The organism is Streptomyces sp. NBC_01235, assembly GCF_035989285.1.
In the GTDB taxonomy this organism is placed as follows: domain Bacteria; phylum Actinomycetota; class Actinomycetes; order Streptomycetales; family Streptomycetaceae; genus Streptomyces.
Genome location: NZ_CP108513.1, coordinates 342263 through 355337, shown reverse-complemented (window position 1 = coordinate 355337; position 13075 = coordinate 342263). Strand labels below are relative to the sequence as shown.

Sequence of the window (13075 nt, the reverse complement as noted above, 5' to 3'; positions counted from 1 at the left end):
GGGCTCGCGGTTGCTCGCGTCGACCTGATCGCCGACCACCTCGCCGCCCATGTCCTCGACCCGCACGCCAACCCGGTCGGCGAACCCCTCACGATCCCGTGGGATCCGACCGGCCCCACGGCCACCCGGGACGGCCGGCTGCGCGCTGCCGTCCGCAGAGGCGGCAAGCCCCGACCGTGCCGTGGTGACCAGCTCGCTCTGTTCCCCGACCTCCAAGACCGTTCGGAAGGTCACCGGACCATGTTCGATCCGTTTCATGGTGATCTGTGACGACATCGGCGCCACCATCGGCGCCAACATGCCTGGCAACGGTTTGCCGCCGGAGTGAGCGGCAACGCGATGTCCATGAGTGAACCGAACAAGAAGACGAACGAAGAGTCCGCGGCGGAGCGGGAGACCGCGGCCAAGGCCCGGCGTACCGTCGGCAAGGCGACCGCTCCGGCCGCCCGGGCCGCGAGGAGCGCCGCGACGAAGACGGACGACGCCGCCTCGGCCACCAGGAACGGCGTCGAGCGCTCTGCCGAGGCGACGACCGGAGCCGTGCAGAGCGCGGCACACGGCGCCGCGCGGGGTGTCGAGGCGGGCCGCCAGGCGATCGTCGCGACCTCGGGGCAGGTCGCCGCGACCGTCAGGACGGCGTGGACGGTCATCGCGCACCGCAAGCTGGTCGCCGCCGGAGTCGGCGCCGGCCTGTCCGCGCTGACCGCCGCCTCGTACGCGGCCGGACGTCGTGCCGCCCGCCACCCGCACGGCCCCCTCACCCGGCTCACCGGCGGCCGGATCTGACACATTGAGGTGATCGTCTCCGCCGGGAACCTGCGTCCGCCACCGGGCGTCCCTCACGGAACCGGACGGGCACGGTGCCGACTTGAGGGCGAGCGAGGGGGGACGGTCGATGGTCGCGTCGGCGCGCGCGGAGGGCGTCGAGTCACGTGGCGGTGCCGTCGCGGCCACGGCGGCGCGGGCACTGAGCCGGGGCGGCCGGTCGCTGGCCGGGGTCATCCTGTGCGTCGTCGCGCTCTCCGGTCTGCTCGGCCTCCTGGCGACCGCGGCCGCCTTCGCCGTCGCACGGCCCGAGTTCACAAAGATGCGGGAGAACCTCCTGTGGGCCAGGAGCGCGGAGGACCCGGTGTCCACGGACACCTGGCCCCTGCTCCTCGTCGCCCTGGGCGCCGCACCGGTCCTGCTGGCCGTGCTCGCGCTGGGGTGCGCCGCGACAGGACTGGCCGGTGCCGCCGCCGTGGCCGGCGCGGCCGACTCCGCAGGCCGGTTCACGGCTCGGAGACTGGGGCGCCGGATACGCGCCGGGCTGGGCACGGTGTTCGCCGTCCACCTGGTGCGGGGACTCGCGGTCGCGGCGGCCGCCGCGCTGAGCTTCGCGGCCTGCGTGGGATTGGCCGCCGCGTCGGCCGCCCTGTCCTGGGCCGACCCGTTCCGGTTCGACGGTCCCTTCGACAGCCTGTCCCACCTCGTGGCGATGATCGCGCCCGGCGCACTCCTGATCCGGCTCGGGTTCGCCCTGGCGCCGTCCTGCGCCGCCCTCGACGGAACGGGCGTGTGGGTCGCCCTACGACGGTCCTGGTCGCTGGTCTGGTCGCGTCGCGCCTGGCCGCTCACCGCGGGGGCGCTGCTCCTGACGACCTGTTACTGGCTGCCGGTGCATCTGCTGATCCGGCACCTGGCCGGACCCCTGGACTCCGTCGTCCACTCGGCGGTACTCGCCCACGTCACCCCCAACACCTACGTGGCCCATGCGGCGGGGCTGCTCACTCCGGGCGCGCTCGCCGTCCTGCTGTCCGCCCTTTCACCCTGCCCCTTGCCCAGACGGGTTTGTCCGCCCTGTACCTGCACCTGCGGGGGGAGCGGCCGAGCGTGGCCTCGGTCCGAGCGTGTCGTAGATCTTGACCCTGGTCGGAAACGGGGCTTAGCGTTCCCGCGTCGAGAGTGATTGAAACGATTCAAAACCATGGACGATCACCTGGGGGAGCTCATGCAGGATCCGGTCGCGCAGGGCGACGGCATGTCACGACGAGCGGTCCTCGCCGCCGGGGCCACGGTGGGCATCGCGGCCGGGATCGCCGCGACCCTGGGGCCCGGGGCACCCGCCGCGGCGGCTCCGGCACTCGCCGGACCCGGCGGACCGGCCGCCGACTGGTTCGCGAACCCCACCCGCCCGGTGCGCCCCAGGTTCCGCTGGTGGTGGCCGGACGGTCTGGTGAACGCCGACGAGATCGCCCGCGAGGTCGACCAGATCGCGGACGCGGGATTCGGCGGCGCGGAGATCGCTGCCGTCCACCACAGCGTCAAGGACAAGTCGCTCCTGGACCCCGCGCACCACGGCTGGGGCAGCAGACCATGGCGCGACGGCGTCGAGGCCGCCCTGCGCCGCGCCGCGAGACGCGGACTCACCCTGGACCTCACCCTCGGCCCGAGCTGGCCCGTCGCGGTCCCCGGCGTCACCCCGGACGACGCGGCGGCCGCCAAGGAACTCGTCCACGGCCGGGCCTCGTTGAGCGGCGGGGCCACCTACCGGGGTCCGGTGCCGCCACCTGTGCACGCGCCGGCCGCCGGAGTGACCCGCCGGCGGCTCCTCGCCGTGCAGGCCGCCCGCGTCGACCCCGCGCACTCCACGCGCAAGGAGACCGGGCTCGACCTCTCCAGCGTCCACGACCTCACCTCCACCGTCGACGAGGACGGCACCCTCACGTGGACGGCGCCCGAGACCGGCGACTGGGTGCTCATCTCCTACTGGATCCGCGGCTGCGGTCAGCAGCCCGAGTCCGGCCCGCACTCCGCGCCTGCCGCCTACGTCGTCGACCATCTCGACCCGGCCGGCACCGCCGCCGTCACCGACTTCTGGGAGCGGAACCTGCTGACGCCCACGCTGCGAGGCCTGTTGAAGGCGGCGGGCGGCGCCTTCTTCGAGGACTCCGTGGAGCTGGAGACGGACGGCCTGACCTGGACGACGTCGCTGCCGGACGCCTTCGAGAAGCACACCGGCCGGCCCCTGCTGCCGTACCTGCCGGCCCTGATCCTGAACAGCGGCAACCAGGTGTTCGCCTTCGAGGCGCAGCTGACCCGGCAGATCCGGCACGATTTCTGGGAGACCTTCTCGGAACTGTTCAACCGTCACCACGTCCGCGCGCTGCGGGACTGGGCCCACTCCCTCGGCATGACCCTGCGCGTCCAGCCCTACGGACTGCAGACCGACGCGATCGCCTCGGCGGCGATCCTCGACCTCCCCGAGGGCGAGTCCCTCGGCTTCAAGAACCTCGACGACTTCCGCTGCCTCGCCGGCGGCCGGGACATGGCAGGCCACACGGTCCTGTCCTGCGAGGCGGGCGCCTACAACGGCACCGCCTACAGCACCACCTGGGACCGTTTCCTGCGCACCATGGGCGGCGCCTACGCGGCGGGCGTCAACCAGACCGTCGTCCACGGCTTCTCCTACGCCACCGCCCCCGGCGCGAGCTGGCCCGGCTTCGCCGCCTTCAGCCCGTACAACGGCGGCCCCGGCTACGGCGAATCATGGGGACCCCGGCAGCCCACCTGGCAGCACATGGCGGACATCTCCGCCTACCTCGGCCGCGTGCACGGAGTACTCCAGTCCGGCACCGCCCGCGCCGACGTCGCCGTCTTCCGACAGACCGGCTACGCCGCCACCGGCATCGGGGCCTCCTGGTTCACCGCGACCGGTGTCCCGCTCGGCTGGACCCACCAGTTCCTCAGCGGTCCGCTCCTCGACCTGCCGAGCGCCACCGTCTCCGGCGGTCGGCTCGCCCCGAACGGACCCGCATACAAGGCCCTGTTCGTCGAGGGCGACTTCTTCTACGGCTCCACCCCCACCCTCGCCCCGGCCGACGCCCGCCACCTGCTGAGGCTGGCCGAGGACGGGCTGCCGATCGTCCTTCTCGGCGCCTTCGACCAGCCGCTCACCCCGGGGGTCCCGGACGACGGCGACACCGACCGGCTGCACGAGCTCCTCACCCGCCTGCTCAGCCTGCCCCACGTCACCCGGATCACCGACAAGGCCGCCGTGGGGGACGCACTCACCCGGCTGGGAGTCACCCCCGACGTACGCCACGCCACCGCGTCCACGCTCCTGAACGCCCACCGCGTCACCCGCGACGCCGACTTCTACTACCTGTGCAACGGCAAGCACGCGGAGACCGTCAAACCGCCCGTGGCCGCAATCGACCACGAGGTGACGCTGCGCCACACCCGCCGCACGCGGGGCGGGATGACGATCGCGTACCTGCTGGATCCCTGGACGGGCGAGGCCACGCGGATCGCCCGGTACACCGAGGACGACGGCGATGTCACCGTGCGGGTCACCCTCCAGCCCGGACAGGTGATGATCGTCGCACTGGGACGTCCGGGACTCTTCGGCGACCGCAACGGCGCACGACCGCACGCCATCGCCACGGACGCGCCCGAAATGCACTTCGGCGCACGGGAACTGACGATCCGTTCGACCACGGCCGGCACGTACACGACACGGCTGTCCTCAGGCCGTACGGTCACCACGACCGTCCCGTCCGTTCCCGCCCCGATCACCCCCGGCCAGTGGCGGCTGGACGTCGAGGACTGGCGCCCCGGATCCACCCCGACCCGCACCGAGCGTGTCCACCGCACGCTGACCCTCGACACCCTGATGCCCTGGTCACGGATCCCGGAACTCGCCGACTCCTCGGGCATCGGCCGATACCGGACCACGATCGACCTGCCGCCGGACTGGGACTCGTCCCACGGCGCCCGCCTGGAACTCGGCCAGGTCTCCGACACCGCACGCGTCACCGTCAACGGCACCTGCGCGCCACCCCTCGACCGTCTCCAGCCGGTCGTCGACGTCGGCCCGCTGCTCCGGCGCGGCCGCAACGTGATCGAGGTGGAGGTGGCGACCCCCCTCGTCAACCGGCTCCGGGTCGCCCAGCCGACGGTCTTCGCAGCCGTCGCCCGCCAGGACCACGGCCTCATGGGCCCCGTACGACTGGTCCCGTACGGGCAGGCCGTGGTCGGCTGAGAGGGGAGGCGGGGGCGCGAAGAAGACTCGGAGCAGGGGAGCCGGTGGCGCGCGCCGCCTTTCGGACCCGTCCCGGCCGACGAAACGACCGGACGCCCGGCACCCTCCACCCACCTTCGTCGCACCGATGCAGACCATCGGCCGACTGCGCCTCGCGTCCGGCTCCAGCACGGTAGGGGCATGGCGGAAACGAATCGGATCAGTCGGGCCGGCTTCCTGGCCGGGATGGCGGCGGTCGGCGCCGCGGGTGCGCTCGGGCCGGCGGGGCGGGCACAGGCCACGGGACGGCGGCGCGGCCTCAGGCACCGGGGGGTCGTCTACACGGTGGGGGAGGGTGAGACCCCGGCCACGGGCTGGAACGTCGAGCGGATGCGGGCCGACCTGCGGGCCGTCCGCCACGACCTGCACGCCGACACGGTCGACGTCACCGGCGACGGAGTGGAACGCCTCGCGGCGACCGCGACCGAGGCGGCCGAACACGGCCTGCACGTATGGCTGCAACCCACACTGGGGGACGTCCCGCAGCGGGACATCCTCGAACACCTCGCGGAGACGGGCCGGTTCGCGCAGCGGCTGCGCAGGCAGGGCGCGAGCGTCGACTTCAGCGTGGGCTGCGAGTTCTGGCTGTTCGTGCCCGGCATCCTGCCGGGGGAGACGGTGCTGGAGCGCGTACAGAACCGCTTGAACGGCACCTACGACCCCGTGGTCGTCCAGCGCCGCCTCGACGCCTTCACGGCCCGCGCCGCCAGGACAGGCCGCTCGGTCTTCGACGGCCGGCTCAGCTACGCCGCCGCACAGGACGACCAGGTCGACTGGTCCCTGTTCGACGTCGTCGGCATCGACTACTACTCCTCCTTCCCCCGACCCGCCGACCACGTGCGGGAACTGCGCCGCCACCTGGGCCGGGGCAAGCCCCTGGCCATCACCGAGTTCGGTACGTGCGCCTACGTGGGCGCCCCGGAGACGGACGGCATGGGCTGGGACGTGGTCGACTACGACAAGGACCCCGAGGAGATCAAGGGCCACCTGGTCCGCAGCGAACGCACCCAGGCCGACTTCGTCACCGCACTCCTCCAGGTCTTCGAGGCGATGGGACTGTACGCGGCGATGGCCTTCGAGTTCGTCACCCCGGACGCCCCGCACCGTGCGGACAACCCCCGCTACGACCTCGACCTGGCTTCCTACGCCATCACCAAGACCGTCCAGAAGCGCCCGGGGCACCCGGAGGCGGGCTGGCACTGGGAACCGAAGCAGGCCTTCCACGCCCTGGCCCGCCACTACGCCGATCGCGCCTCGGGCACCCCGCGCTGAACCGGTGTCTACAGCGGCTGCTCCTGTGTGCGTGCGCGTGCGCGTGTGCGGGCACGGGAAGCGGCGGTGACGGTGATCGCCGTCGCCGCCGCGGCCAGGCCGGCGCTGACCCACGCGGCGCCCCGGTAGTCGTCGGCGGCGCCCGTCGCGACGCCGGCGAGCAGAGGCCCCAGGAAGGCGCCGACGTTCAACGCGACGGTGGCGAACGCCCCGCTCAGGGAGGGCGCGTGGGACGCGACGCGCATGACGCGGGCGACGAGGGCCGATCCGACACCGAACGAGAGCCCGCCCTGGACGACCGCCAGTACGAACAGCGGGCCCGCGCACGCGCCGGTGATGGCCAGCGCCGCCCAACCGACCGGCAGCGCGCACAGGGCGCGGACCAGGCCGCGCCCCAGCCGTCCGTCGCCCACCCGTCCGGCCGCGGTCACTCCGACGAAGGCCCCGGCACCGAACGCGGCGAGCAGCCCGGGAACAGCACCGTAGGGGAGGCGGGCGACGTCCGTGGCGATGACGGCGAGGTAGGCGTACGTCGCGAAGGTCGCCCCGTTGACCAGAGCCGCCTGCAGCAGCGTCGACCGCACCGGCCGTGACCTCAGCGCTCGCGCCTCCTCCCTGATCGACACATCCCGCGGCCGGGCCGCGTCGGCGGGCGCGGACCGGAAGACGAGCGTCAACGCGGGCAGGCACAGCGCGGCGACCGCCCAGAAGGCCGCACGCCAGCCGGACCAGCCGCCGAGCAGCGCGCCCGCGGGCACGCCGACGACGCACGACAGCGTCACGCCCGACAACAGGACGGCGGTGGCCCTGGTCTGCCGCGCGGGCTGCGCCAGAGCGGTCGCCACGGACATGGCGACCGCCAGGAAACCGGCGTTGACGATCGCGGCGACGACCCGGGTCGCGAACAGCACGGGGAAGTTCGTCGTGACGGCGCCGACGACATGCACGACGACGAACGCGGCCAGGAACGCCGCGAGCGCGCGACGGCGTGGCCAACGGGCACTCAGCGCGGCCATCAGGGGTGCGCCCACGACCATCCCGATGGCGTACGCGGACGTCAGACTCGCGGCGGCGCCCACCGACACGGACAGGTCGTGGGCGATTCCCGGTACGAGACCGGAGAGCATGAACTCGGAGGTTCCTTGGGCGAAAACGGCAAGGCCGAGGACGTGGATGAACACAGGCAAGGGATCGACTCCCGCGTCGGAATGCGTGGTCAGGAGCATCCGCGCGTCACACGTCGACCTACGTCACCTGCGACCGACCGAGGCGATGGCAGAAACCGGACGAGACACACGGAGCACGTGTCCGGCCGCCGGAAACAGGGTCGATCACCAACCGGTCGTCGACCGGTCAGCCAACCCGCCGCCGATCGACCGGCGGCTCGGCTCTGTCCGACTCAGGGCTCATCACCCGACGCACACTACTGGACCAGCGGGGGCGGCCGGCGGACTCCCGGCGGATCTGCCAGAGTCCGGCGTCATGAACTGCGTCTTCCGCGCGCTGCCGCGCGACGGCTCGGCTGACTGGGTCTCGCGGGGGCCGGTGGCCTCGGCGTTCGCTCCGCTCGCACCCCTCGCGCCGGGGCTAAGATCCGGTGACGGGCCTCGCAGCCTTCATGGCCGACCGCCGGCACCCGGCCTGACCGGTGAATCTCATGCACCGCTTGCTCGTGGGTAGAGTCTGGACTGCATGCGGACGGGCGGGTGCGGGAGATGCGGAGGCTGCAACAGCGTATGAGGTATGCGATGTTGGTGGATCCGAGGGCGCAAGGCGAGGGCGCCTCCTGGCTGTTGTTTCCCGCCGGTACCGCACTGAACGACGTCGCGGAGGTGTTGGGGCGGTTGCTCGCGGCGGAGGAGCATCCGGACCGGATCCTGCTGGTCGTGGGCGACGAGCGGGTCGGTGCCACGTCGAGTGGGTACCTGCGTACCGTCCTCGGAATGCAGCCGAACCGCGGCCCCGGCGACGAGGTGCGCGCCGCGGCTCCAGGAGAGTCGACCCGGTTCAGCGTCATCGCGTTCCGCTGTGCGGTGTGCGGGAGTTCCGCCTACACCGCGTTCTACGACGACCGGTTCCGGCCGGAGTGCCGGACCGGCGACCACGGACCGATGGAGTTGAGGTGAGCCCGGCGTGAGCCTCGGGCCCGTCGTCCCCAAGCCGCTCGACGGCTCGGTCAGGTTCTTCTCGGTGGCCTATCTGCCGACGTACGTGGCGACCGTGTTCGTGCTGCTCCTGGTCTGGGCGGGAGCGCCCGGGGCCGACGTCTCCCTGCGGCGGGCCTGGCGCACCGCAACCGGCGTGGGGGCCGGGGAGGCGGTGTGGATCGTCGTCGGGACCACAGTGGTCGCCGTTGTCTTTCAGCCCTTCCAGCTAGCCGTCATGCGGCTGTTGGAGGGCGGATGGCCCGAGGCGCTCGGCGCCGGACCGGGGCGGGCGCTGCAACGTCGGCGCAAGGCGAGGTGGGCGGCGCGCGCCGAGCTGGAAGCATCGGCGGGGGACCCGTCGCCCGAAAGGGTGCAGCGGGCGGGCGCCGCGGCGGCCGCGCTGCGGCGGCGGTATCCGCTCCCGGACCACCTCGTCCGGCCGACGGCGCTGGGCAACGTGCTGGCGGCGCTGCGGGACACGGCCGGCCGGGAGCACGGCTGGGACGCCGCGGTCGCCTGGCCCCGGCTGTACCCGGTGCTCGGAGACCGTGCCCGGGCCGTGGTCGACGACTGCCGCGACTCCCTCGACGCGGCGGCCCGACTGTGCGTCACCAACGCGGCGACCGCGCTGGTCAGCACTGCGCTGCTGCTCCGCTCGGGCTGGTGGCTGCTGCTCGCCCTGGCTCCCGCCGCCGTGGCCGTGCTCGCGTACCACGGAGCCGTACAGGCGGCGCTCACCTACGGCGACGCCGTCCGCGCGGCGTTCGAGCTGCACCGCTTCCACCTGCTGGCGGCCCTGCACCTGCCGCTCCCCGACAGCCTCCAGGAGGAACGGACACTGGCGGAGGCACTGTGCCTGCACTGGCGTCAGGGCCTGCCGCCTCCGTCCCGCTACATCCACCCGATCGACCCCCTCGACTCCTCGCCCACGCCCGGGACTTGAGAGCCGAGACCTACGAACGGGGCGGCCTGCGACCGTATGGTGGTGGAATGGACAACGGTGTTCCTCGCTCGGGAAGGTCGGCCGGGTCGTCCGTCGACGAGATGCACCGGCAGGGCTTGCGGGAGTTGGAGGTCTACCACCGCACGGGGGACGTCGCCGCGCTGCGGCGGGCTCGTGACCTCAACCGTCAGGTCGTCGACGCCACCACCGACGACAGCCCCGGCCGGGACGTGCACCTGAGGAACCTCGCCTACGCCGAGGCGCAGGTGTACGAGCACACCCGCGATCTGCCCACCCTCCAGCGTGCGATCCACTCCTACCGGCGCGCCCTCGACGTGGCCCCCGAAGGCCACCGGTACCGGGAGGTCTACCTCTACGGCCTCGGCCGCGCCCTGCGACTGCTGTACCACCGCACCGGCGAGCGTCGCGCACTCGAGGAAGCCGCCGAGCTGCTGCGCCGTAGCGTGGCGCTGCCGCCCGCGATGCCCGGCGAACGGGCCGCCCAGCTCAGCGCTCTCGCCGAGGTGCTGGGGGAGCTGTACGACCTCGGCGGGGACCGCGAGCACCTGCTCCAGGCCGCCACGGCGCAACGCCGGGCCCTGGCCGAAACCCCCCGCGGAAGCCCGGATTGGGCGGCCAGGCAGGTCAACCTGGCCATATTCCTGGGTAGTTGGTACAACCTGACGCAGGAGCGGGCAACTCTCGACGAGGCGGTGGAGGGCCTGCGCAGGGCACGCGACGAGATGCTCAGAACCGGCGGGGAGCAGCCGTGGCAGCTGACCGTCGAACTCGCCGTGCGCCTGGCCGACCGGTTCCGGCTGGACGGCCGTCTCGGAGAACTGGACGAGGCCGTCGCGCTCCTGCGGCACGTCCTGGACACGGACCACTCCCTCGACAGTGTCGAACGCCTGCTGGTGACCGTGCGGGCGGCGCATCTGTCGTTGGGACGGGCCGAACTCACCGGGCAGGCGCGGTGGGCGGACTGGGCCCTGGGGGCACTGGGGGAGACCGCACGGACGATGTCCCACGAGGACCCGAACCGCGGGGTGGCGCTGTTCGAGCTGGGCGAGGCGCACGCGCGCCGGTACGGCCTCACGGACGATCCGGCCGATCTCGAGTCGGCCATCGGCCGGCTGCGCACCGCCCTCGAGGAGTTCCGCTCCGACGAGGACTCCGCGGAGAACGCCAGGGCCGCCGCCTCCGTCCTCGCCGTGCAACTGGCCCACCGTCACGACCGGACCGGCTCCGTGGCCGACCTGGACCAGGCCATCGAACTCCAGTGGGACGCCGTCCGACACGCCCCGCCGGACAGCCTCAACCTCGCGGCGCTGCACGCGTCCCTCGGCCAGAACCTGCTGCAACGGTTCCAGTCCCGCCACGACCTCGGCGACCTCGACCGGTGCGACGAACACCTCCACCGCGCCCTCGCCGCGCTGTCGCCGCACGCCTCGGACCGTCCCGCCGTGCTGTCCACCCTCGGCAGCGCCCAGCTCGCCCGCTACGAGCACACCGGCCACCGCCCTCACCTGCACGAGGCCATCGAGACCCAGCGCGCGGCGCTCGCCGCCTGCCCGGCCGGCGAGGTCCAACGTCCCTCCCTGCTGGGCAATCTCGCTCTCCTGCTGCGACTGCGTCATGACGCCGTCGGCGTCGGCACCGCCGATGTCGACGAGGCGGTGGGCCTGCTGCGCCAGGTACTGGCCCTGCGGCCGGCCAACTCCGCAGCCGGCCGGATCACCCTCTTGCAGCTCGCCGAGGCCCTGCGGTCCCGTGCCGAGGCCCTGGGCAACGACGCCGATCTCGTGGAATGCGTCGAGTTGCTGCGCGCGCTCGTCGACAGCTACCCGGCCGATCACCCGGCACAGATCTCCTCGCGCAACGCGCTCGCCGAGGCCCTGCACAAACTGTTCCTGGCGACGGACGACGATCGTCTCCTGGCGGAGGCCCACGACGTGGCACGGGGCTCGGTCGAGGTGCGCACCGCGCCGGTCCATGCGCGCCTGCGCGCCCGTGTCACCCTCGGACAGGTGTGCGGCACGCGACACGACTGGGAGGCGGCCCGCCACTGGCTGACGGAGGCGGTACGGCTCCTGCCGCGGCTGGCCGCCCGCGACCTGGACCGCACGGACCAGCAGCATGTGCTGGCCCGCGAGCACGGCCTTGCGGCCGAGGCCGCCGCGTACGCGCTCCAGGCCGGCCGGCCCGAACAGGCCCTGGAGGTACTGGAGCACGGGCGCGGCGTGCTGCTCGGCCGTCTCCTGCGATCCCGGGAGACCGACATGGGCCGACTGCGGGAACGCGCGCCGGAGCTGGCCGAGCGATTCGTACGGCTGCGTGACGCGGAGGATCCCGCGCCTCCCCGCGCCGTCGTGTCCTCCGCGGCACAGGAACAGCAGGCCGTCGAACGGCTGCGGACCCGCGAGGCCGAGTGGGACGAACTCGTGGCCGAGATCCGGTCCCTGCCCGGCATGACGGACTTCCTGCGCCCGCCGTCCGCGACGGAGATCATCCGGCGGGCCGGGAAGGGACCGGTCGTGTTGATCAATATCAGCGTCCGCTGCGATGCGCTGATCGTGGCCGACGGAGCACTCGACGTCGTTCCGCTGGGGACCACCGCCGAGGAGGTCCAGCGCAGGGTCGCCGACTTCCTCTCCGCCGTCAACGCAACCGCAGGCGGCCCGGAAGGCCTCGACCAGCGGCTGGCCCGCCAGGAGACGGTCGCGGACACGCTGGAGTGGCTGTGGGACACGATCACCGGACCGGTCCTGGAACGGCTCGCCCTCCCCACACCGTCAGGACCCGACGGCGCGCCCGCGCGCGTGTGGTGGTGCCCCCAGGGATCGTTGGCCTTCCTGCCGCTGCACGCGGCCGGCTATCACGGCCCCCGGGCCGCCGCGGACGACCGGCGGTGCGTCCTTGCGTGGGTGGTGTCCTCGTACACGTCCACCGTCGGCGCGCTGCACCACGCGCGCACGCGGCGCACGGGTACCCCCGCGGACGGCTCGCGGCAGCTGATCGTCAGCATGTCGCGCACTCCGGGGGCGGGGGACCTGCCGCACGCGGACGCCGAAGCCCGGGCGGTGGGCCGGCACCTGACCGACCATCGAGAACCCGTCGTCCTCGTCGGCGAGAGGGCGACCAGGGACGGCGTGCTGGAGGCGTTGCGTCACACGCGGTCCGTGCATTTCGCCTGCCACGCCGTGGCCGACACACAGGACCCCTCGGCATGCCGCATCCTCACCCACGACCACGAGACACGTCCTCTCACCGTCACCGACGTCGCCGGGCTTCGACTCGAGGGCGCACACCTGGCCTACCTGTCCGCCTGCGCGACGTCCTCCACCCGGCGGGAGCTGGTGGACGAGGCCATCCACATCACCGGCGCCTTCCAACTGGCCGGCTTCCGGCACGTGGTGGGCACCCTGTGGCCGGTCGGGGACGAACTCGCGCCGGAGATGGCCACGGCCTTCTACGCGGCGCTCGCCCGGCGCGGGCCGACGCACCCAGGGGCCAGCGGGACGGATCCCCTGGCGCAGGACGACCAGGTGGCACTCGCCCTGCACGCCACGGTGGCCGATCTGCGTGCCCGGTACGCCTGGTTCCCCTCGTTGTGGGCCTCGCACATCCACGTGGGCGTCTGACCGGCCCGCA

The 13075-nt window shown here is 73.1% G+C and carries 9 protein-coding genes; 8 read left to right on the top strand and 1 reads right to left on the bottom strand.

The window, feature by feature from the left end; translation table 11 throughout:
* The first annotated feature begins 184 nt into the window (after positions 1-184).
* The 5 genes from OG289_RS01490 (at position 185) to OG289_RS01470 (ending at position 6334) form a co-directional block, all read left to right on the top strand.
* Entirely contained in the window at positions 185-328 is a 144-nt protein-coding gene (locus OG289_RS01490; RefSeq protein WP_327312176.1) for a hypothetical protein, read from the top strand.
* A gap of 11 nt (positions 329-339) precedes the next feature.
* Positions 340-786 (top strand): hypothetical protein, encoded by a 447-nt coding sequence (locus tag OG289_RS01485; RefSeq protein ID WP_327312175.1) that lies wholly within the window; start codon positions 340-342, stop codon positions 784-786.
* Between the two features lie 82 nt (positions 787-868).
* Positions 869-1948: a hypothetical protein gene (locus OG289_RS01480; protein WP_327312174.1), complete on the top strand. Its 1080-nt coding sequence runs from the start codon at positions 869-871 to the stop codon at positions 1946-1948.
* 18 nt (positions 1949-1966) lie between these two features.
* Entirely contained in the window at positions 1967-5023 is a 3057-nt protein-coding gene (locus OG289_RS01475; RefSeq protein ID WP_442818855.1) for a glycosyl hydrolase, read from the top strand.
* 180 nt (positions 5024-5203) lie between these two features.
* The gene (locus OG289_RS01470; RefSeq protein ID WP_327312173.1) at positions 5204-6334 is read left to right on the top strand and encodes an abortive phage infection protein; all 1131 of its coding nucleotides are present in this window, start codon (positions 5204-5206) and stop codon (positions 6332-6334) included.
* An 8-nt stretch (positions 6335-6342) separates the two neighbouring features.
* Here the strand turns inward: OG289_RS01470 and OG289_RS01465 are convergent, their stop codons facing one another.
* Positions 6343-7521, bottom strand: coding sequence for a Cmx/CmrA family chloramphenicol efflux MFS transporter (locus OG289_RS01465; RefSeq protein ID WP_442818854.1), 1179 nt, complete (start codon positions 7519-7521; stop codon positions 6343-6345).
* Between the two features lie 561 nt (positions 7522-8082).
* On the opposite strand from OG289_RS01465, the gene OG289_RS01460 reads away from it, so the two are divergent.
* The 3 genes from OG289_RS01460 to OG289_RS01450 are packed head-to-tail and all read left to right on the top strand — an operon-like array spanning position 8083 to position 13065.
* Positions 8083-8460: a hypothetical protein gene (locus OG289_RS01460; RefSeq protein ID WP_327312172.1), complete on the top strand. Its 378-nt coding sequence runs from the start codon at positions 8083-8085 to the stop codon at positions 8458-8460.
* Between the two features lie 7 nt (positions 8461-8467).
* Complete coding sequence (locus OG289_RS01455; RefSeq protein ID WP_327312171.1) at positions 8468-9424, top strand: hypothetical protein; 957 nt, start codon at positions 8468-8470, stop codon at positions 9422-9424.
* Positions 9425-9471: 47 nt separating this feature from the next.
* Entirely contained in the window at positions 9472-13065 is a 3594-nt protein-coding gene (locus tag OG289_RS01450; protein WP_327312170.1) for a CHAT domain-containing protein, read from the top strand.
* Positions 13066-13075 lie beyond the last annotated feature (10 nt).